General features: G+C 36.6%; 18 protein-coding genes. 10 read left to right on the top strand and 8 right to left on the bottom strand.

Annotation, left to right across the window (positions count from 1 at the left end; genetic code table 11):
• The first annotated feature begins 1 nt into the window (after position 1).
• The gene (locus tag ODR02_RS19480; RefSeq protein WP_209784238.1) at positions 2 to 538 is read left to right on the top strand and encodes an FEKKY domain-containing protein; all 537 of its coding nucleotides are present in this window, start codon (positions 2 to 4) and stop codon (positions 536 to 538) included.
• Between the two features lie 16 nt (positions 539 to 554).
• Positions 555 to 1,823, top strand: a complete 1,269-nt coding sequence (locus tag ODR02_RS19475) for a glucose-1-phosphate adenylyltransferase (protein WP_309513209.1) — start codon at positions 555 to 557, stop codon at positions 1,821 to 1,823.
• Between the two features lie 106 nt (positions 1,824 to 1,929).
• On the opposite strand, the gene ODR02_RS19470 is transcribed toward ODR02_RS19475, so the two are convergent.
• On the bottom strand, positions 1,930 to 3,390 hold the full coding sequence (locus ODR02_RS19470) for a S41 family peptidase (RefSeq protein ID WP_309513208.1): 1,461 nt from the start codon (positions 3,388 to 3,390) through the stop codon (positions 1,930 to 1,932).
• Between the two features lie 157 nt (positions 3,391 to 3,547).
• Between ODR02_RS19470 and ODR02_RS19465 the strand changes: the two genes are divergently transcribed.
• The 4 genes from ODR02_RS19465 (at position 3,548) to apaG (ending at position 9,293) form a co-directional block, all read left to right on the top strand.
• Complete coding sequence (locus ODR02_RS19465) at positions 3,548 to 4,588, top strand: SRPBCC domain-containing protein (protein WP_209784241.1); 1,041 nt, start codon at positions 3,548 to 3,550, stop codon at positions 4,586 to 4,588.
• A gap of 125 nt (positions 4,589 to 4,713) precedes the next feature.
• Complete coding sequence (locus ODR02_RS19460) at positions 4,714 to 7,530, top strand: 2-oxoglutarate dehydrogenase E1 component (protein ID WP_309513207.1); 2,817 nt, start codon at positions 4,714 to 4,716, stop codon at positions 7,528 to 7,530.
• Between the two features lie 39 nt (positions 7,531 to 7,569).
• On the top strand, positions 7,570 to 8,823 hold the full coding sequence (gene odhB, locus ODR02_RS19455) for a 2-oxoglutarate dehydrogenase complex dihydrolipoyllysine-residue succinyltransferase (protein WP_105682114.1): 1,254 nt from the start codon (positions 7,570 to 7,572) through the stop codon (positions 8,821 to 8,823).
• Between the two features lie 80 nt (positions 8,824 to 8,903).
• The gene (gene apaG, locus ODR02_RS19450; RefSeq protein ID WP_065398091.1) at positions 8,904 to 9,293 is read left to right on the top strand and encodes a Co2+/Mg2+ efflux protein ApaG; all 390 of its coding nucleotides are present in this window, start codon (positions 8,904 to 8,906) and stop codon (positions 9,291 to 9,293) included.
• A 48-nt stretch (positions 9,294 to 9,341) separates the two neighbouring features.
• On the opposite strand, the gene ODR02_RS19445 is transcribed toward apaG, so the two are convergent.
• The 3 genes from ODR02_RS19445 to ODR02_RS19435 all read right to left on the bottom strand — a co-directional run bounded on the left by ODR02_RS19445 (position 9,342) and on the right by ODR02_RS19435 (position 12,051).
• Positions 9,342 to 9,896, bottom strand: a complete 555-nt coding sequence (locus tag ODR02_RS19445; RefSeq protein WP_309513206.1) for a 3'-5' exonuclease — start codon at positions 9,894 to 9,896, stop codon at positions 9,342 to 9,344.
• A gap of 286 nt (positions 9,897 to 10,182) precedes the next feature.
• The gene (locus ODR02_RS19440) at positions 10,183 to 11,160 is read right to left on the bottom strand and encodes a glycosyltransferase family 2 protein (RefSeq protein WP_209784244.1); all 978 of its coding nucleotides are present in this window, start codon (positions 11,158 to 11,160) and stop codon (positions 10,183 to 10,185) included.
• A gap of 6 nt (positions 11,161 to 11,166) precedes the next feature.
• On the bottom strand, positions 11,167 to 12,051 hold the full coding sequence (locus tag ODR02_RS19435) for a lysophospholipid acyltransferase family protein (RefSeq protein ID WP_209784245.1): 885 nt from the start codon (positions 12,049 to 12,051) through the stop codon (positions 11,167 to 11,169).
• Positions 12,052 to 12,132: 81 nt separating this feature from the next.
• Here ODR02_RS19435 and ODR02_RS19430 point away from each other — a divergent pair, with 81 nt between their 5' ends.
• Positions 12,133 to 12,699 carry a thioredoxin family protein gene (locus tag ODR02_RS19430; RefSeq protein ID WP_209784246.1) on the top strand — a complete coding sequence of 189 codons (567 nt, stop codon included), beginning with the start codon at positions 12,133 to 12,135 and terminating at the stop codon, positions 12,697 to 12,699.
• Between the two features lie 313 nt (positions 12,700 to 13,012).
• Here ODR02_RS19430 and ODR02_RS19425 read toward each other — a convergent pair whose 3' ends face one another.
• Positions 13,013 to 14,374 carry an aldehyde dehydrogenase gene (locus tag ODR02_RS19425; protein ID WP_309513205.1) on the bottom strand — a complete coding sequence of 454 codons (1,362 nt, stop codon included), beginning with the start codon at positions 14,372 to 14,374 and terminating at the stop codon, positions 13,013 to 13,015.
• Between the two features lie 188 nt (positions 14,375 to 14,562).
• On the opposite strand from ODR02_RS19425, the gene ODR02_RS19420 reads away from it, so the two are divergent.
• Both ODR02_RS19420 and ODR02_RS19415 read left to right on the top strand, forming a co-directional pair.
• On the top strand, positions 14,563 to 16,242 hold the full coding sequence (locus tag ODR02_RS19420; RefSeq protein ID WP_309513204.1) for a hypothetical protein: 1,680 nt from the start codon (positions 14,563 to 14,565) through the stop codon (positions 16,240 to 16,242).
• A 16-nt stretch (positions 16,243 to 16,258) separates the two neighbouring features.
• Complete coding sequence (locus tag ODR02_RS19415; RefSeq protein ID WP_209784249.1) at positions 16,259 to 16,768, top strand: hypothetical protein; 510 nt, start codon at positions 16,259 to 16,261, stop codon at positions 16,766 to 16,768.
• Positions 16,769 to 16,770: 2 nt separating this feature from the next.
• Here ODR02_RS19415 and ODR02_RS19410 read toward each other — a convergent pair whose 3' ends face one another.
• From ODR02_RS19410 to ODR02_RS19400, 3 genes are all read right to left on the bottom strand, one after another.
• Complete coding sequence (locus ODR02_RS19410) at positions 16,771 to 18,333, bottom strand: hypothetical protein (protein WP_209784250.1); 1,563 nt, start codon at positions 18,331 to 18,333, stop codon at positions 16,771 to 16,773.
• A 246-nt stretch (positions 18,334 to 18,579) separates the two neighbouring features.
• Positions 18,580 to 19,626: an HlyD family secretion protein gene (locus ODR02_RS19405; RefSeq protein ID WP_309513203.1), complete on the bottom strand. Its 1,047-nt coding sequence runs from the start codon at positions 19,624 to 19,626 to the stop codon at positions 18,580 to 18,582.
• 5 nt (positions 19,627 to 19,631) lie between these two features.
• A complete protein-coding gene (locus ODR02_RS19400; RefSeq protein ID WP_309513202.1) occupies positions 19,632 to 20,888 on the bottom strand; it encodes a TolC family protein in 1,257 nt (418 codons plus the stop codon).
• 214 nt (positions 20,889 to 21,102) lie between these two features.
• Between ODR02_RS19400 and ODR02_RS19395 the strand changes: the two genes are divergently transcribed.
• On the top strand, positions 21,103 to 21,906 hold the full coding sequence (locus tag ODR02_RS19395; RefSeq protein WP_209784253.1) for a helix-turn-helix domain-containing protein: 804 nt from the start codon (positions 21,103 to 21,105) through the stop codon (positions 21,904 to 21,906).
• Positions 21,907 to 22,068: the final 162 nt, after the last annotated feature.

The raw sequence follows: 22,068 nt of genomic DNA, 5'->3' as shown, positions 1-22,068 counted from the left end.
TATGAGAAAGTTTTTTTTCTTTCTACTCATCATAATGCTAATTTCTTCCTGTAAAAAAGAAGATGACGGACTTCGTAATGGCTATTTCTGGCTGTACGGATCCGGTCTTAAAGATAGGTATGGCGAAGAAGCAGCTTATGGTATTTCTGAGAAATGGAAAATAAAAACAGTGCATGCCGGAGGATGTATTATTAATGATGAATTGGAAAAAAAGATAAACAGAGCCAATAAAAAAACACTGGCTGCTATCACAAAGAAATATGGTAAAGGCTGGGAAGCAAAATATCATCAGGATTTAGAAAATTTTGTTATGAAAAGTGCAGATGTAATGGATGTTCTGATTGTAAACAAATTATTCAGGAGCAAGTTGAGAGACTATAACATTCCGATTGATGATGTGGATAAACAGGTTAAAGAACTGAATGATCAGGGAGAGTATGAAGTGGTAGTGATCAATTCAAATCTGAAATATGAAAATAAAGAATGCTTTAAATTAGCAGTAAACACTAAAAACAGAACCGTAAACTTAATAAAATAAAAAACGCAAGATATTTATGAATCGAAATGTAATCTCCATTGTTTTAGGAGGAGGCAGAGGGACAAGACTATTCCCGTTAACATATTCCAGATCAAAACCGGCTGTTCCTATCGCAGGAAAATACAGACTGGTTGATATTCCTATTTCAAACTGCCTGAATTCAGGACTAAATAAAATTTTGGTTTTAACGCAGTTTAATTCTGCTTCTCTCAATTCACATATTAAGAACTCTTATCATTTTGATATCTTCAGCAAAGGTTTCGTGGATATTCTCGCAGCCGAACAGAACGTGGAAAATGAAAGCTGGTACCAGGGAACTGCAGATGCTGTACGCCAGTCGATGAAACATCTTGAAAAATATGATTATGACTATATTCTTATTCTTTCAGGAGATCAGCTGTATCAAATGGATTTCAGGGAAATGCTCGACTTTCATATTGAAAACGGAGGCGATCTTACTATTGCTACCATTCCGGTGAATGCAAAAGATGCCACAGGTTTTGGGATCTTAAAATCCGACGACGAAGGAAATATTACCTCTTTCTATGAAAAGCCGGGTTATGATATGCTGGAAGGTATGAAATCTGAAGTTTCAGATGAAAATAAAAACACCGGAAAAGAGTTTCTGGCTTCTATGGGAATCTATATTTTCACCAAAAATATCCTTAAAAAGATGTTTGATGAAGGTGCTGGCGATGATTTCGGAAAAGATATCATCCCAAGTTCTATTGGAAAATATAAGACATTAAGCTATCAGTATGAAGGCTACTGGACGGATATCGGAACCATAGAGTCATTCTACGAGGCGAATCTAGATCTTTGTCTGGATCTGCCACAGTTTAACCTTTTTTCTTCTTCTCCTATTTATACCAGAGCAAGGATGCTTCCGCCATCAAAAATCAACGGTTCCTATGTAAGTAAGGCTGTTTTTGGAGACGGATGTATTATCATGGCAGATAAAATTGAAAATTCCGTGATCGGAAACAGAACAAGAATTGATAAAGGAAGTACCATCGTAAACTCTTACGTCATGGGAGCTGATTTCTACCAAAACACAACGGAAATCGTCCTGAATGACAGAGGCGGCCGCCCTAATATGGGAATTGGGAAATATTGCTATATAGAAAAAGCAATCCTTGATAAAAACTGTTACATTGGTGACAATGTCAAAATCATAGGCGGAAAACATATTCCGGACGGAGATTATGGTACTTATTCCGTACAGGATGGGATTGTCGTTGTAAAAAAAGGAGCTGTGATTGCTCCGGGAACACATATTGGATAAGAAAAGCAAAGAATCAGAGAAAGATTTTCTGATTAAGTGGTGAAACTTTTAACCAAAAAGCAAAAAAAAGAAACCTAAATTGGTTTCTTTTTTTTGCTAAGTATTTCTATTTGGAAAACAAAGTCAATGAGTATTCTAATTCAGGATCTTTTTGCTCTTTTAACGATTCTAAGAAAAAGCTGGTACTAACGGCATGATCAGGAATTACACCTGTACATTTGGCAACATTCTCTTTATCATTACTGTTAAAGAAGATTTCCGTTCTTGGAATAGAAATAACAGACTTGGTATTGGGTAGTCTGTAGGTAAGAAACCATGCGGCTGTAGTGAAATTGCTGCAAGAGCCGGTTTCCTTTCCTATAATTTTCCCTCTTTTTTCACTTTTAAATAACGATGCAAAATAAGTGGCTGCAGAGAAAGTACGGTTATTGATCAGTAAAATAATTTTCCCGTCAAAAAATATTCCGTCTCTCGGGTAACTTTTTATATACGTATTATCAAGCCTTGAGTTTCCAAAATAATAATCTCCTTTTTCTGCTTTGTCAAATCGCTGTCTCATGAAATTATTCTGATCCGCAATATCTTTATCAGAATAATAACGGCTGGTTTGAGGATCTACCAGATAATCTTTGTAATTGATGTCAACAACCTTAGTTCCGTACTGATATTCATTATTGAATGTTTTATCTTTAGCAATGAACGAATACAGCAAAGGGACATTGCTGATAGCTCCACCCGAATTATTACGGATGTCTATGATGAGTTTTTTAGCTTTCAGATCCTTCATTTCCTGGAAAAATTTCTTTAGCCTTTCATATAAAAAGCTTTCATCATAAGAAAAAGATTTTACAGACAAATAGTACGTTTCAGAATCAATGGAATAACCATAAATTCCATAGCTTTCTGAAATCAGATCAACAGGCAATACAGAATGCCTGCTTTCATAATAGTATCTCGGATACTTAATTCCTTTCACTTTTGCAGTTTTCTGTTCTCCTTTAAGTGTTTTGTATGTCAAGGTGAAATCATTGGTCTGGTTTTTTAAGACAAAAGGAATGTAAAAAGACATATCTACATCTTCCACTTTAATATTTCCGTCCGCAGCTTTAGGAACAGCCTTTAAAAGCTCTGAAGAACTTGTATTATTAATCTCAATAATCTCGCTTCCCACTTCAATAGCATAAGGGTTGGATCCATTCACAAATAGTTGGCCATTCTGTACGTAAGTCTGCAGAGGAAAAAAATAAAGAGAACTTAGAATGTTTTCAAAATAATTGGAATCTGCACTGAAGGAACTGTGTCCGTCCCCAATGATTCTCGCAGGATTGTTCATAAGCAGGCTGATATAGCCTGGATCTTTTTTAACAATATTACGGAGAGAATCTATTTTTTTGTCAATAATTTCCTTGCTGTGGAATCTGTAAGGATTTGGATGCTGTTTCTGAATGATGTCAACTGCGATATCAAAGTCTTTCAGGTATCCATCCTGTGGGATTTCAGAAATTGAGTATTGGGAAAATACAACTGATGATAACAAAACCAATGGAAATGTACATAACTTCTTCATAAAAATAAAATTAAGGCGTTCCAAAAAACAATATGCATACCATACATACCACAGATTATTTGATATTAATCATTAAATCAATATTTTTTAATGCATTATTTTTTTTCAAAACAATCTGTATATTGTTCACTCTTTTTATTTGTATTATTTTTGTGCGATGCGTATTTTTAAAATTTTAGCGGTAATTATTATTCTTTTGGGAGGAGCTTATGCTGCTTCCATGTATTATTTTGTGGATGAAAGTAAAAACTTTACCATAGAAAAAGAGATCGATTATCCGGTGGAGAAGGTTTTTGTTCAGTTTAATAACCTTCAGAATTTTACGAGATGGAATAACTTTTTTACCAGCTCATCTTCTATAGATATTGATTATTATACGCCTTATGAAGGGCAGGGAAGTGCCATCAGTTATGTAGATCCTAAAAATAATACCGATGGAGAAATGTTCATCAGGTATGAGAACCTCAATAAAACATTGAAATATCAGCTGTTTGAGGATGAAAATGAAAATCCAACATTAGTTGACGTTAAATTTAAGCCGGTTTCTGCAGAAAAAACAAAGATCATCTGGTACGTACACACCCCGAAACTTTCTGTCTGGAAAAGGGTGGAAAACTTCTGGACTGAAGACCGTTTTGCTGAGAATATCAATAAAAGTATGGCGAACCTTAAAAACTCTTTAGAAAATAAAGTAGAAAAAGATAACCAAATGGCGGCTATTAAGTACGACAGTCTCATGGTAGAAAATGAAGAAGACAAACTGTTGCTGGGAATCAATGTAAGTACTTCGAATAAAAAAGATGCGCTCTACAAAAATATTGTGATGAATTATAACAAAGTATATAATTTCGTAACGATGGACCTTGGAAAAAGAGATGATGAATTCGGATATCCTATTCTGATTACAGACGCAGATAATTACAAAGACAAAGAGGTTTCTTATTTCCTCGGAATTCCACTTTCTAAGAAAATTGGAGTGTCTGACAATAATTTCAATTTTAGGTCCGTAAATCCGTCTCAAAATTACGTAATGTACTACAAAGGGAACTATGAGGGACGAATTCGGGCAATCCAGCAACTGATTCAGAAAGCCAAAAAAGATGAGATGCGCTTCGGAGATATCCGTCAGACCTTTATTGAACGTCCGATGGAAGGACAGGAGGTGAATGTTAAACTCTCATTATCAGTGTATAAGTAATTTTTTCTTAATTTATTTTTTCTTAAGTTTTTTTAACGGTTTCAGACTGTTCTAACTCGGTTTTTTTTATTAAATTTGAAGATTAATTCTACAAATAAATTTTAATAAATAGATAAACTGTAATAATGGACAGATTTTCATTCCTAAACGCAGCTCATTCTCAGTTAATTGAGGATTTATACCAACAGTACTTAAAATTCCCGGACTCTCTAGAACCATCATGGAAAGCTTTCTTTCAAGGCTTCGATTTTGCTTTGGAGAACTACGGAGATGACGATAACATTCAGTTTATTCAGGCTCCGGCCAACGCTGCCCCGGCAGTACAACAACAGATTTCTCAGGCAGTATCAAACGGAGAAGTTCCTGAACATATCAAGAAAGAATTTAAAGTAGTAAACCTTATTGAGGCTTACAGAACAAGAGGGCACCTTTTTACAAAGACTAACCCAGTTAGAGAAAGAAGACACTATACACCTACTTTAGACATCGAAAACTTCGGTCTTTCTAAAGAAGATTTAAATACAAAATTCAACTGTGCTGTAGAAACAGGAATGAAAGAACCTGCTACTTTAGCAGATTTGATCAAACACCTTGAAAGCATCTACTGTGATTCTATCGGAGTAGAATATACGTACATCAACAATGTTGAAGAAAAAGATTTTATTAAAAGATGGCTTCAGGTAAATGAAAACCACCCAAGCCTTTCTGCAAACGAAAAAACAGAAATCTTATTAAAATTAAACCAGGCGGTTGCTTTTGAAAACTATCTTCACACAAAATTTGTAGGACAAAAAAGATTCTCATTGGAAGGTGGTGAAACATTAATCCCTGCTTTAGATCAGCTGATCTCAAGATCTTCTCAGTTAGGAGTAGATGAAGTGGTATTAGGAATGGCTCACAGAGGTAGACTAAATGTACTGACGAATATCTTCGGAAAATCTTACAAGCAGATCTTCTCAGAATTTGAAGGAAAAGAATTCGAAGAAGATGTATTCTCAGGAGATGTTAAATATCACTTAGGATCATCTAAAAAAATCAAAACGGCTTCAGGAGAAGAAGTTTGCATCAACCTTACGCCAAACCCATCTCACCTTGAAACAGTAGCTGCCCTTGTAGAAGGTATCTGCCGTGCAAAAGTAGATGACAAATACAAAGATTATTCTAAAGTATTGCCAATCATCATCCACGGTGATGGTGCTATTGCTGGACAAGGTATTGCTTATGAAGTGGCTCAGATGATGACATTGGAAGGATACAGAACAGGAGGTACCGTTCATATCGTTGTAAACAACCAGGTTTCATTTACTACGAACTACATGGATGCAAGATCTTCAACGTACTGTACAGACATTGCAAAAGTTACAGAATCTCCTGTAATGCACGTAAATGCTGACGATGCTGAAGCGGTTGTTCACGCCATCCACTTTGCTGCTGATTTCAGAGCAAAATTCGGAAAAGATGTGTATATCGATCTTTTAGGATATAGAAAATATGGTCACAACGAAGGTGATGAACCAAGATTCACTCAGCCTAATCTATATAAAACCATTTCAAAACACCCGAATCCAAGAGAAATTTATAAAGATAAATTGCTTAAAGACAGCATTACTTCCAACGATGTAATTGCTAAAATGGAAACGGAATTCAAAGCGCTCTTAGATAAAGATTTTGATGCTTCTAAAGAGATTGAGAAAAACGTAATGGATGTGTTCATGGCTGAAGATTGGGTAAATTATCCAATTGGTAAGAGAGGAGCTGTTCAGTTACCGGTAGATACAAAATATGACTTAGCGAAGCTGAAAGAATTGGCGCTTAAAATGTCAACACTTCCAGCTGATAAAAAGTTCATCAATAAAATTACAAGACTTTTCGATAACCGTATCAAAGCTATTGATGGAAACTCATTAGACTGGGCGCTAGGAGAGTGGTTAGCTTATGCAACACTTCTTGTAGAAGGTCACAATGTAAGAATCTCAGGGGAAGATGTTGAAAGAGGAACATTCTCTCACAGACATGCTGTGGTAAAAACTGAAGATACAGAAGAAGAATATATCCCATTAAGACACGTTTCTGAAAGCAGATTTGATGTATTCAACTCTCACCTTTCAGAATATGGTGTTCTAGGTTTCGATTACGGATATGCAATGGCTTCTCCAAATACATTGACAATCTGGGAAGCTCAGTTCGGAGATTTCGTGAACGGTGCTCAGATTATCGTTGACCAGTATTTAGCTGCGGCAGAAGAAAAATGGAAAATCCAGGACGGATTGGTAATGTTATTGCCTCACGGTTCAGAAGGGCAGGGTGCAGAGCACTCTTCAGCAAGATTGGAGAGATTCCTTACCCTTTGTGCTAACGAAAACATGGTGGTAGCGAATATTACTTCACCTGCCAACTACTTCCATTTATTAAGAAGACAGTTGAAATGGGCATTTAGAAAACCATTGATTGTAATGAGTCCTAAATCTCTATTGAGACATCCTAAAGTGGTTTCTCCGCTTGAAGATTTTGCAAACGGTGTATTCCAGCCAGTATTGGACGATCCAACAGCAGATCCTAAAAAAGTAGAAAAAGTAGTTCTTTGTTCAGGTAAACTGTATTTCGAATTGCTAGCGAAGAAAGAAGAGCTAAACTGTGAAAATATCGCATTAGTAAGATTTGAGCAGTTATATCCGCTACAGGCAGATGCTATTGAAGCCATCTTCAACAAATACGAAAACAGAAAACAATTAGTATGGGCTCAGGAAGAACCTGAAAACATGGGGGCTTGGTCTTATATCCTGAGAAACTTCAGAGATACAGGAATCCAGGTAGTTGCTCCGGTACCAAGTGGTGCTCCGGCTCCAGGTAGCCACAAAATGTTTGAGAAAAACCAAAATGCAGTGATCAACAGAGTTTTCGACAGAGATGATGCTCCTGCAAAAAGACCAGTTACAGCTTAATTTAAATAATATCCAATTAAAAAATAAAAAATACTCGATATGTCAGTTTTAGAAATGAAAGTTCCTTCCCCGGGCGAATCAATTACAGAAGTTGAAATTGCAACTTGGCTTGTAAAAGATGGTGATTATGTAGAAAAAGATCAACCTATCGCCGAAGTGGATTCAGATAAAGCAACTCTTGAATTGCCTGCAGAACAAAGTGGTATTATCACTTTAAAAGCAGAAGAAGGTGATGTAGTACAAGTAGGTCAGGTAGTTTGTTTAATTGATATGGATGCTGCAAGACCAGAAGGTGCTGCACCTGCTGCTGAAGCTCCAAAACAGGAAGAAGCTCCAAAAGCTGCTGAACCTGCTAAACAAGAAGCTCCGAAAGCTGCTGCTCCGGTAGCGGCACCACAAACTTATGCAACAGGAGCTCCATCTCCGGCTGCTAAGAAAATCCTTGACGAAAAAGGAATGGATGCTGCTCAGGTTTCAGGGACAGGAAGAGACGGAAGAATCACTAAAACTGATGCTGAATTAGCAGCGGTTCCTGCATTAGGAGGAAGCCCTATGACAGCTACAGGTGCAAGAACTACCACTACTACTAAACTTTCAGTTTTAAGAAGAAAAATCGCTCAAAGACTGGTTTCTGTAAAAAATGAAACGGCAATGTTGACGACTTTCAACGAAGTGGATATGTCTGAAATCTTCAGATTAAGAAAACAATATAAAGAAGAATTTGCTCAAAAACACGGAGTAGGACTTGGTTTCATGTCTTTCTTTACAAAAGCAGTGACAAGAGCATTACAAATGTATCCGGATGTAAACGCATCTATTGACGGAGACTTCAAAGTAAACTATGACTTCTGTGATATCTCAATTGCGGTTTCAGGTCCTAAAGGATTAATGGTTCCGGTATTGAGAAACGCTGAAAATATGTCTTTTGCAGGAGTTGAAGCCAACATCAAAGATCTTGCTGTAAAAGTAAGAGACGGTAAAATTACTGTTGATGAAATGACTGGTGGTACTTTCACAATTACCAATGGTGGTACTTTCGGATCTATGATGTCTACTCCAATCATCAACCCTCCACAATCTGCAATCTTAGGAATGCACAACATCATCCAGAGACCAGTAGCTGTTGATGGACAGGTAGTAATCAGACCAATGATGTATGTAGCAATGTCTTATGACCACAGAATTATCGATGGTAAAGAATCTGTAGGATTCCTTGTAGCGGTAAAAGAAGGTATCGACAATCCTGTTGAAATACTAATGGGAGGTGACGAAAGAAAAGGCCTTGGATTATAGTTTTTAATGAAATTATAACATAATATATAATCTCGCCTCAAAAAAGGCGAGATTTTTGTATTTATTAAGAAAATGCTACAATGATGTTTTCAAAAATGACTTCCAATATCAAAGTTTCAGTTATACCTGAATATGATAGTAAAAACAGTTATCCATCCGAAAACCGTTACGTTTTTAAATACAATATTACGATAGAAAATGACGGAAGCTTTCCTATCAAAGTATTAAAAAGAAAATGGCTGATCTTCGATGTCGGATTCGGATACACAGAAATTATAGGCGATGGAGTAATCGGATTGACCCCTGAGATTGGAACAGGCGAAAATTTCGCTTACTTCTCAAATGTAATGCTTCGTTCCGGAGTAGGAAATATGAGCGGAAAATACCTGGTTAAAAACCTGGAAACACAAGAGACTTTTGAGATTGATATTCCAAAATTCAATCTCCTGTCTGAAGTGTTGAGTAATTAATGATTGATATAGATTGCAGACCAAGAACCCGGGGTCAATAGTCTGCTATTAAAGCTTTTTGATTTTTGCTTTCATATAATCGTTAACTTCATCATTACTGGTGAGGAAGAGTTTCTCAAATGCCAATAAAGAAATCTTGGCACATACTTCAGCATCAGCTCCTGCTCTGTGGTGGGTAAAATCAATCTTATGATATTCAGCTAATGGTTTCAGTCCGTATTTCGGAAGATAATTCCATGATTTCTTAGCAAGCTGAATACTGCACAAATAATTTAATTTTGGGGTGAACATCCCGTAATGCTCCAGACATCCTCTTAAAACAGAAGCATCGAAACCCGCATTATGAGCAATCATAAGGCTACCGTACATCATTTCCTGAGCTTCATGCCATATTTCATCAAAAGTAGGAGCATCTTTCACATCCTCAGGAAGAATCCCATGCACTGCAATATTGAATTTACTGAAATAAGGAAAACTCGGAGGTTTTATCAGCCAGGTTTTTGTTTCAACAATTTTAGAATCCTGTACCACACAAATTCCCATCTCACAAGCTGAACTTTTCTCGTGAGTGGCCGTTTCAAAATCTATTGCACAGAAATCCATTGTTTTAAATTATAAGTTGTTAGTTGTTGCTGGTTGCTTGGTTGTTATTGCTGCTGGTTACTGGTTACTGGTTCTCTTGTTTAGAATTTGATTTTCAAGGTTTTTGGTTTAAAGTTTAAGGTTAATTGAAGTAATGGAATTTTACTCTAATGAGTCTTAGTTCAAAATAAGTATAGAAAGTAGTAATTTTCCCTAATCCCTAATCCCTAATCCCTAATCCCTAATCCCTAATCCCTAATCCCTAATCCCTAATCCCTGCAACCTATTACCCATCATCTGCCACCTATCACCTTCCGCCCAAAAAGTGTTTAAAAATCAACCATTTTGATTGGTAGAAGTCATTCTTCTGGTGTTTCTGACGAAGTTTCCATGTTCCCGGAAGCTGAGCATAAAACCCAAAATGAGCTCTTACAACAGCCCAAAGATGTGGGAAACCATGCTTTAATCCAAAATAAATTCCGGCAACACTATCCAGACATAACCTGAAAAAGATGAGCCAGATCAATTGAGGAAAAGGAAGGTTTTTAAGCATCATAGAAAGATTATTTCTGATGTTTAAATAAGTCTTCTGAGCACTCTGTTTGTTGAGCGTTCCACCCCCTACATGATAAACACTTGATTTTCCGGTATAATAAATCTTCTTGCCAGCGTTGATAAGCCTCCAGCACAGATCAATTTCTTCCTGATGGGCAAAAAATCTTGCATCAAAGCCATTCTGGTCCCAAAAATCTTTTGAACGGATAAAAAAACAGCAGCCTGAGGCCCAGAAAATCTCTGTTTGGTCATTATACTGACCTTTATCTTCTTCCAGATCATCAAAAACTCTTCCTCTGCAATACGGATATCCAAGGTTGTCTATCAATCCTCCGGCAGCACCCGCAAATTCGAAATAGTTTCTGTTATGATAAGATAAAACTTTAGGCTGTATGGCTGAAATGGAAGAGTTGTTTTCCAATAATTCCAATACAGGTGCCGTCCAGTTCTCAGTAACTTCTACATCAGAGTTGAGAAGACAGTAATATTCATTCTTGATGGATTTTAATCCTTCATTATAACCGCCTGCAAACCCATAGTTTTCATCATTTTTAATAATGTTTACCGTTGGGAAATTCTTTTCTAGAAACTCAATGGAATCATCTGTAGAAAGATTGTCTATCACATAGATATCGGTATTCTGGGAAAATTGAACCACACCCGGAAGAAATTTCTCAAGCCAGTTTCTGCCGTTCCAGTTTAAGATGGCAACTGCCAGTTTTTTCTGCATGTCAATCTATTTTTTTTCAGAATCAAAATTTTTGATAGAGTTCTGATATTTCCATTTTCTGTGTGACCAAAGGTAGTTGTCAGGATTTTTGTGTAGCGTATTTTCCAATAATTTATGAAATTTTCTCACGACCTCATTTTCTGTGAATTTTTCATTATCCGGATATATTCTATGATAATTAACCTGATAATAACCGCGTTTCACCTTTTTCATCTCACAATAGATAAAGACAAGATCCATTCTTGTTGCCAGTTTATCATATCCTATAAAAGCAGGAGTGCGCTGATTCAAAAATTCTAATCCGTAGGTAACATGGGCGTGATGAGGAGTTTGGTCTGCTACAAACATATAAGCAGAATCTCCGTTATTTTTAGATCTGAAAATATTCAGAATAACTTCATTGGCTTCCAATGCTTCATTTCCGAATTTGTTTCGGACCTGCTTCATCTGATTTTCCCAAAAATCGTTATTTACCTTTCTGTATACGGGATGGCAGTGAGCCTGGGGAACAATCTTTGCCAATGCATTGATCCACTCCCAATTAAACACATGCCCTGCCAGCAAGATAATATTTTTACCTTCCTTTTTGGCTTCATGAAAAAGATCCTGGTTGATATGCTGCATTCTCACCCGGGCCTCTGTCTCCGAAATGCTGAAAGATTTTATAGTCTCTACCAGATAATCTGAAAAATTAAGGTAGAACTTTTTTCTTATCTCTTTAATCTCATCTTCAGATTTCTCGGGAAATGAGTTTCTCAGGTTCTGAGTAATGACCTCTTTTCTATATCCTACGAGATAATAGTTTAGGAAAAAGATGACGTCCGAAAAAATATACAATATTTTCAGCGGAAGCTTGGAGATCAGATATAATATTTTGATTAGAAAATTCATAAAACACGCAAATTTAGTGATAATAAAATTATGGTTCTATTTTTGCAGAAGGATATGTGTTATTTTTTTTACTTTTATATTATGAAAAGATTGATAATATTCGCTTTCCTGGGATTAAGTACTTTCGCTTTTTCGCAAGATGTAAAGAATTCCCCTGATAAAGGAAAACAAAAAACAGCGCTTATAGTTCCTGCAGAGCAGGCTAAATTAGAGGCTCAGAAAAAGGCAGCTGAAGAAAAAGCGAAGCTTCCTAAACCTTATGACCCAAAAGCTGATGCTCAGGCTGATATTAATAGACTGGTTGCCCAGGCTAAGAAGGAAGGCAAAAATATAATGATTCAGGCAGGTGGTAACTGGTGTATCTGGTGTCTTCGTTTTAATAATTTTGTACAGACGACCCCTGAACTGAAGGAAATTGTTGACAAAAATTATTTGTATTATCACCTGAATTATTCTCCGGACAATAAGAATGAGAAAGTTTTTGCTCAATATATTAATATTAAGGAGCAGCAATTTTATCCTTTCTTCATCATTTTAGATAAAGATGGTAAAAAGATCCATGTTCAGCAGAGTGAAGTCTTAGAATCAGGAAAAGGCTATAGCAAAGAAAAAGTAAAAGAATTTTTGGAAAAAGGAAAGGTTCTTTAAAAATAAAACCCGTTCATTAAGAACGGGTTTTTGTTTTTTAATATTTTAAGAACCAGCACAGAACTCCATGCGTATTGCGCCTTTTCCATTAGCGTCATAGCAAGCTGCGGCGCCTGAATACTCAATACACGAAGTACAAGAACTGATATATACCATACTTCCATCCGAGCAAGATGTAGCGCATGATACTCCTCCTTTTAACTTACTTAATTTTTCTCTTGATAATTTTTTCAAATTTTTCATGGATATTGATTTTAGTTTTAGGGCATAAATATATTGTTTTTTTCAATTAAAATCCCTTATCAGGGAGAAATTATAATAATTTTTTTATCCAGCTTAATTTTTTTTCCGAATAAGGCGGATATTTGATATCAGGTTCACCCCATGTTGCTTTTTCAAGAACTGCTTTCTGGTGTGAAAAAGCTTCGAAACCATATTTTCCGTGATAATTTCCTATTCCTGAGTTGCCAACACCTCCAAACGGAAGATGATCATTGCTTAAATGCATTACCGTATCATTGATACAGCCTCCTCCGAAAGAAAGTTTCCGTGTAAAGTTTTCTTTCTCTTCGGAGTCATTGGTGAAAAGATAAGCTGCTAAAGGTTTTTCAAGTTCTATAATGGCGTTTAGAGCTGCATTATAATTTTGAAAGCTAATAACCGGCAGAAGAGGACCGAAAATTTCTTCCTGCATAATTTCATCATTCCAGTCGATAGAGTTGAGAATGGTAGGCTCAATGTATAGCTTTTCTTCATCGAAATGTCCACCGGAATAAATTTTTTCTTGATTTATAAGACGTATAAGGCGCTGGAAATTTCTTTGATTAATAATTCTTGTATACTGCTCAGAATCCATCTCATATTTGAATTGTTTGATGTATTTCCTAAGCATTTCCAGGAATTGTTCCTGAATGGTTTCTTCTACCAACAGATAATCGGGAGCTACACAGGTTTGTCCGGCATTGAGGAATTTCCCCCAGACAATTCTTTTGGCTGCCATTTCAAGATTCGCATGTTGGGTGACAATTGCCGGAGATTTTCCTCCCAGCTCAAGGGTTACTGGGGTAAGATGTTCTGCTGCTGCTTTGTAAACGATCTTTCCCACTTTTGTGCTTCCTGTAAAAAATATTTTGTCAAATTTTAACCTTAAAAGAGCGGTCGTTTCATCAATACCGCCTTCATACCCATAAAGATATTCAGGGGGAAAATTTTCATTGATGATAGAAATCATAGCTTTCATGGTATTTGAAGCTATTTCGCTAGGCTTTAGAATACAGCAGTTTCCGGCCGCCATTGCCGCAATAATAGGGGAAAGGGATAACTGATAAGGATAATTCCATGCCCCGATTACCAGTATACATCCCAGTGGATCAGCATAAATTTTACTGTTTCCCAGCTGATTAACAAGATTAGTACTTACTTTTTTAGGTTTTGAAAGCGTTTTTAAATTTTTGATATAATAATTAATATCATTCAGAATAAAGGATAATTCTGTGGTGAAAGTATCAAATTTTGATTTCCCGAAATCTTTGTTAATTGCTTCATAGAGCATATCCTCATTAGAAATAATGAGACTTTTAAGCTTTTCGAGATACATTTTCCGGAAAGCAAGACTTTTGGTTTGCTGTGTTTTAAAAAAATCTCTTTGGCTCTGTAAAATTCTTTCAATTTCCATTGGGTGGGTTTTTATTAATCGTTCCTATTTCCAGCATCGTATGACTGAGAAATTTATACATAATAATGATGGATTAATTTAATTAAAAACAAAATAATATCCTATAATTATTAACAAAATAATAAATATTGAAGAAATCATTGTTTGGTGATAAAAATATTGTAGTTTTATTGTATAAAAATGTAAGGATGACAAAATTACTCTATTTATTACCTTTATTTTTTCATTATTTCAGTTACGCACAATGTACAAGCTGCGGTGTTCAAAATCCTACAGACCCTGATTTTCATTTTCCCGATAATACAACGGTTTGTTTCACTGCTGATATGACGTTTAATAATCCAACTTTTGGAACCAACTCCAAGATTTGTATTGCTTCGGGAGTTACACTGCAGTTTCAGAATAGTATAAGCGGAGCCACCAATGCACCTGCAAGCTTTGAAGTGCATGGAACACTCAGTTTTAACCAGACCATAACGAGTGTTGCCAACCTGAATGTTCATGTTTATAATACAGGAAATATAACAGTAGGAGGAGGAAATGGAAATCTTACCATTGGCGGGCAGGTGAACGAAATTGTCAATGAGGGCCTTATCGAAATGGGAGTGTTGCAATTAGGGGATAATTCCACGAATAGGATTGATAATTTTGGAAATCTCAATATCAATGGAAACCTGAACATGAGCAGTTCTGCTACCACTTTATTCAGGAACGAAGGTGGCGGGTTGATATTCATCGGTGGTAACTATGGGAATAATGAGCAGAGTGTGTATGTGAATTGTGGTACCATTATATCTCAGAATGGATTTAATATTAATGGCGGTAAAATAATCAATACCGGCATTTTTACCGTAGGAGGTGATATTAATTTATCAGGAAGCAGCAGTGAAATTTATAATTTTGGTCTTTTTACCTCTAACGGGAATATGAATAATGCTCCTGCTGATGCGGTGATTTATAATGAGGGCCAATTGGCCTTAAATCAGTTTCAGGGAGGAAATGCTGCCATCCAAGGGCCATCTTCATCCACAAAAAAAGGCTATATAGTCCTGCAAAACCCAATTCAGGTAGGAAATGCAGCTGTAGGGCCAAATCTTGATTTTAAGAGAACCACTGGTGCATCTGATCCAGGTACGGTTTTCATGAACAGTAACCCAAATTTCCTGACAAATGTTACGTATGATTGTGCTTCTACCAACAGCTGCAGTGCTCCTTTGATCATTAATCCCGGATTTTGTCCTGCAATCAATGGAGATTTACCCCCAATGGCGGTAGACGATACCTATACTATTGCTGCAGGAGGATCTTCAGCAGGAATTGTACTTGATAATGATTTTGAAACCTATGGAGGAGCACAGGCAACTCTTTCCAATATTATTTTATCTCAGGTATCAACTTCAAATCCCAATATTTCAGTCAATACTGCGGATGGGCATATCATCGCAGCTCCGGGCACAGCTCCCGGAACGTACAATTTGGTGTATCAGATCTGCCAGACAGCATCTCCATCAAATTGCGATACTGCAACGGTTACCGTTACAGTCCCAGGAATTGTACCTTGCTATAAGCCTGCTGTAACCGCAGGAACTATTCTTTCTTCAGATTTTGGAATTACTTCATTGAGCAGGGCAGACAGTGGAGCAAGCAACTGGCCGGGCGCAAGGAAAGGAGCGTGGGTCGTATTAGAATCAAAGAATAAAGGCTTTGTCCTGAACAGGCTTACAGATGCTCAGGTAGCAGCCATTCCACAGGCAGATCTTAAAGAAGGCATGATGGTTTATAATATGACACAACATTGTCTGCAGGCTAATATTGACGGAACAGCTGCGGGCTGGAAATGCTTTACTACTCAAACCTGTCCGGATTAACAGAAAACTGAATAAAATGAAAAGAATTACTTTAATTATAGGTATTATTGCTTACGGGTGTTGTAATGCTCAGGTTGCTTTAGGGAAAATTACTTTAGAGTCAGCTTCATCATCTATTGAATTTGGAAATGAGAACCGCGGGCTTGTTCTTCCCTGGGTAACCAATACATCAGGTATTCAGAATGTTGTGAACGGCACTATGGTTTTTGATACTTCGGATATGAAGGTGAAAGTTTATCAGAATAACCTTTGGAAGGATCTTTCAGTAGATACAACAGGCACGGCCGATACTAGTCTGCAGGATAGTTTAACAGATCATCCGGATGCAAAAGTTTCAGTAGGAACACCATCATCAGTCTCAGGAATTTTGGTTTTGGAAGATGATAATAAAGCTATGATTTTACCGAAGGTAGCCTCTCCCCACCTCAATATTATTTCTCCTGCAGCTGGTATGATGGTGTATGACACGCAAAAAAAGCAACTGGCTGTTTTCAACGGAACAGTATGGTCTTTCTGGGGCAACTGATCTTACATGATATTCCTTACCGCTATTTTTACAGGGTGATAAAGTAATAAACAGATGGCAGTAATTAACGCCAACCAGAAAAGACCTGTAAAAATTTCCATATTGGAAAGAAGGATGGATTGTGCCATAATTTTAGCCTTAAAAGCTCCTGCTGTAACAGAGAGAGAATCATTGACAGAAAGTCTGGACATCGTACTGCCGAAAAGCTGGTTCCACTGACTGTAAAAAACAGGATTGGTGTCTGTAAGATTCGCACTGAGTGTATCGGAATGTTTTAAGGTTAAAAAAAGCATCAGGTTCTGCATCAAAGCATATCCGATAGCGGTTGTCCAGAAACGGGTTGTCGTTCCTAAAGCTGTTGCATTGGAAACATATTCTTCCGGAGTTCCTGAAATTAAAAAGAATACAAGGGGAGTAAATAATAATCCCTGAGCAACGCCCTGCAGGAATAAAGGCGGACAGATTGTGGAAAGGGTAGTGTCTGGATAAAAAGTATAGGTAAACCACGCACAATCAATAGCAAGCAGCAGAAATCCTGTAAAGAAAACAATCCTTGAAGAGACTCCGCGAACAAGGCAGATTCCTGATAATAATATTCCCAAAAGAGTTCCTGCCACATTCCAGTACTGGATATTCACAATATAATCCCATGGCCATTTCCATACTGTAGCCATGATGCTGTATACATTATTCAATCCCGAACGGATCAGATAAAAAATGAAAAACAGAATCATTCCTGCAATCACATTTCTGGAACTGAAAACTTCAAAATGAAATAATGGTCTTTTTGAATTTCTTTGTTTAAGCATAAATAAACCTCCTGAAAGAAGGAATATAAACAGACACATGATAATGGTATCAGATTCAAACCACATCAGTCTTTTACCATAGATGATGGCATAGCCGCCGGCCTGCAGACATACCCAGAGTAAAAACCAGCTGGTGATATCTAATTGATACAAAGGTTTTTTAGGAAAGAATCTGTTTTTGTTGAATAACGCAATACCAATGATCAGTACAAATACATGAAAATACACCATCATCAGGATCATATGCTGAAAATTGTAATCTTCAATACTGGATTTTAAAAGGGATGTGGTTATTGTTCCTCCGGTCAGCATGATGGTATACATAAAGAGATAAGCCAAAACCTTGGCGTGTCTTGTTTTTAATTCCGCAATAATCAGGGGAAGAAAAATAGCGCCTTCCAGTAATCCGAAAATGCCTTCCAAAAAACGGATGACCAATATCACATGATAATCATGGGTGACGGATAAAACATAAAGAATAATTACAGAAATAGAGGCCATCAGCAATACATAATATTTCACACTGAAGTAAGCCATAAACCGCTGTAAAACTAAAAGGGTAACCACAAATGTCCCATACATCAAAATCATTAAATACTGGATGTCGTCTGAATCAACATCCATAAAAGAAGAGGTGAAGGCGCTGTTCGAATGTAAAAGCGACAACAACATCAGGTGGGGAAACAATGCCAATATCAGAAGAGGCAGCTTCAGCCATTGTGGTACCCATTTATGATAAACTGTATTGTGCTGCATAATTTTTTTGAGAATGAAAAAGCGAAAAGACAAAAGGCAAAGGTGTTAAACAAGTAAAAGGTAAAATGGCAAATATGCGTAAGAAAAAATTTGCAGATTCGCTATTTCGCAGTTTGTCTTTTCGCTAAAAAAATAATTTAATGGTAAAGTCTGAAAGGTGTTAACTGGAAGGTAATTTTCAATTGAATAATTTTGTATTCTAATACTCTAATACTCTAATACTCTAATATTCTCCCACACTCAAACTCATATCTTCTTCGCACTTACCAGAACATTCATTCCGGAAAGTAGTTTTTCGTTGTCTTTATTTTGATCAAGAATAATTTTTACTGGAAATCTCTGTTCAATTTTCACAAAGTTTCCGGTTGCATTATCCGGCTTTACTAATGAAAACTGTGATCCTGATGCAGGAGAAACGGAAAGTATTTTTCCTTTAAATTCAACATTGGGATAGGCATCTGCGGTAATAATTACTTCCTGGCTCTGATCTATCTGCCCAAGTTGCGTTTCTTTGTAATTGGCAATAATCCATTTTTCTTTGCTGACCATTTGTACCAAAGCCTGGCCTTCTTTGATCAGTTGTCCTTCCTGAATGGTCTTTTTTCCTACCCATCCATCATAAGGAGCGGTGATTACCGTATAAGAAAGATAAAGTTGAGCATTATTAAGGCTTGCAGAGCTCTGCTGGATTTGGCTCTTCACAGGGGCAACTTTAGTCTGTTGTTCATTGGCTCCGGCTTTTACTGCAATTTTTTGCTGCTCCAATGCTAAAAGATTAGCCTTTGATTGTTCATAAGAAGCTTTCACATTCTCAAACTCCTGTTCTGTTGCTGCATCTTCTGTTAAAAGGTTTTTGTATCTTTTATAATCCTGTTCCGTTTTCCAGATGTCAATTTTTGCGGAAGCAATTTTCGCATCAATAATCTTGGTATCACTTTCTTTGGTATTGACACCACTTTCGATAGTGCTGATTGTTGCCGTATTGGCATGAAGGTTGGCTTCTGCCATGTGTACCTGATTCACAAATTCCCTGTTGTCTATGACAATTAATGTATCTCCTTTATGTACAAACTGATTTTCATTGAATCGTATTGTTTTGATAAACCCTGAAACCTTGCTGGATACAGGCGTGATATATTGTTCAATCTGTGCATCATTCGTAGTCACATTTTTTCTCGAAAAAAGATAGAAGCTTACCATTCCTGTGATTCCGCTTATAATCAGGATCCAGGCCAGTAAAGTAATAGACTTGTTGATTCTTTTTTCCTTTTGTGTCAATTGTTTCTGTGCCATAGTTTTTATAAGTTTCCAATCGTATATTGGAGTTGATAATATTTAAGTTGTCTGTTAATTTTTACGGAAATAAGATTAGATTCAGCTTCCAGATAGGTATTGTCTGCATCAATTAATTCGGTGATAAGACTTAGCTTATTAACGTATTTTGTTCTTACAATACGATAGTTCTCTTTAGCCTGGTTAATGGCCTCTTCAGCAATTTTTACCTTCTGATCTGTTTCCTCAAACTTTTTGTAAGCTTCATATACATTGTGTCTGATCTTTTCTTCATTTTCCTCTATCTGAAGCTTTGCCAGATCAATATTTTCCTTTCCTTCCTGCATTTTGTATTTGTTTTTATACAGATTTTCAATAGGATAGGTTAGGTTTACTCCAACCATTCCCAATCGGTAGGCATAGGGCTCAGGTGGAAAAAACATCATATTCGGATACTTTAAAAAATATTCTCCACCCGCTGTAATTTTGGGTAAATAATTGGCTTTAATAATTTTTTGATCCAGTTCCTTCAATGAGAGGTTTTTATGGGTGATTTCGACAGATTCATTCTTATTTAAAGCTGTTTCCGTAAGTTCATCTACATAAGGGATTGCTGCATTATCCGAGATAAGATCCTCCGTATTCACATGCATTTCCTGATTTTCCGGCAGTGAAAGAATTGTTTTCAGTTTGTGTTCTGCAATCTGAATATCATTATCCAGTTCCGTCCAGCTCATTTTGTGATTAGAAAGCTGCAGTGAAGTTCTTAACACTTCATTTACCGTTACAACACCATTCGCTTTCAGAGCTTTTACCTGTTTGATATTAACAGAATCTTCCTTCATCTTATCATTGATAAGACTTTGCTGCTCTTTTAAATGATGAATCTGCAGAAAAGCGGTAATGATTTCCATTTTAAGTTGTCTCTCATCCAGATGAGTCTTTAAAGCTGAAATTTCAGTATCAATAGCTGCTTTTTTCTCTGTATTTTTTATTTTGCCACCCATGTATACCGGAATGGAAGCGGATAATGTAAAATCATACATCCCATTGATGGCATCATACTTTGTAGCTTTATTAAATACCCCGTTCTGATGTTGAAACAGGTTGGTTACCTGGGTGTAGCTTGTATGAAACTCAATGTCCGGAAGTTTTTCCATTTTGAGATCTTTCTCTTTGGTAACGGACATTTCCTGTTTTAGATGACTTATCTGTATGCTTTTGTTGTTTTTCAGACCAATCTCTACAGCCTGCTGTAAGCCGAGATGTTGGTAGTCTATCATCTGTGAATGTGAAAAGTTGCTCAATAATAAGCACAACGCAATGCACAGATATCGGCATGCGTTAAATATGATATTCATAAATTAATTAAAGGATTTTTGCTAAAATGATTTTGATGCAGCAAAGTTACGGCGACAAGCATAGTACCTGATTTGTGAAAACAGAAAAAGATTTGCTCATTTACGCCATTTTGAAAATTCTTCTTACCTTTATGGGATGAACAACAGCCATTTTAAAGAAGTAGAAGAAGATGATGCTGAATTTTACGTTTATCATGTCCTTACCGGAAATGTAACTACGGAGATTCATTATCACAGTTCTGCACAATTAGTATATGCAGAAGGTGGTATTGTACATGTTTTTACAGATCAGAAGCACTGGTATCTGCCTGCAAGATGCTTTATGTGGATTCCTGCGGGAACACCTCATTATATTTTTTCTACCAGTCCAAAGGTGGATCTGTATAATTTTTATTTCAAGAAAGAAGAAAATGAAAGTGTCTTTTTTGATGAAATCAACATTTATTCTGTGAATAATTTGCTTCGGGAGATGATTTTGTATACTAAAGAATGGGATGGGAAAATCACAAAAAATGATACGTCTAAATATTTTTTCCTCAAAGCACTTAAAGGCGTTTTACAGGAAAAAAAACATAAACATCTGGCGTTTCCCATACAGCATCCTTTTCCTAAGGATGAAACATTATTAAAGATTGCACGATACATCCATGCTAACCTTGAAAAGCCTCTTACCATCGAATCTACGGCCAAAGAATTCGGAATGAGTACAAGAACCCTTTCAAGGAAATTTAAAGAAATTCTGGGCATGAATTACATTCGGTTCCTGAGAGCTTTGAGAATTACCCGTTCTCTTGAACTGATGCTGGAAGGAAAATATAATATGTACGAAATCGCCATGATGGTAGGCTACAACAGCTTGTCGTCTTTCAGCAATATTTTCAAAAAAGTAATCGGTATTGCCCCTACGGAATATCAGCATAAACTGAGAGGGGATAAGTAAGAAGTGGGAGTGTTTGAGAGTTTGAGATTCGGGGTACGTGTTACGAGGTAACGGGTTTTATAATGCGGGATAAAGATTCTTGCCTGTTCTTACGTATAAGGTTGTTAAAAAGCTAATTTAACGAGTAATATCAGTTAGGATTTCCTACATTCCCCTTCCCTG

Origin of the sequence: Chryseobacterium sp. CFS2 (genome assembly GCF_036543225.1) — a bacterium.
Taxonomy (GTDB): Bacteria; Bacteroidota; Bacteroidia; order Flavobacteriales; family Weeksellaceae; genus Chryseobacterium; species Chryseobacterium culicis_A.
Note: the sequence above shows the minus strand (reverse complement) of the source record. Positions and strands in the feature narration are given on the sequence as shown.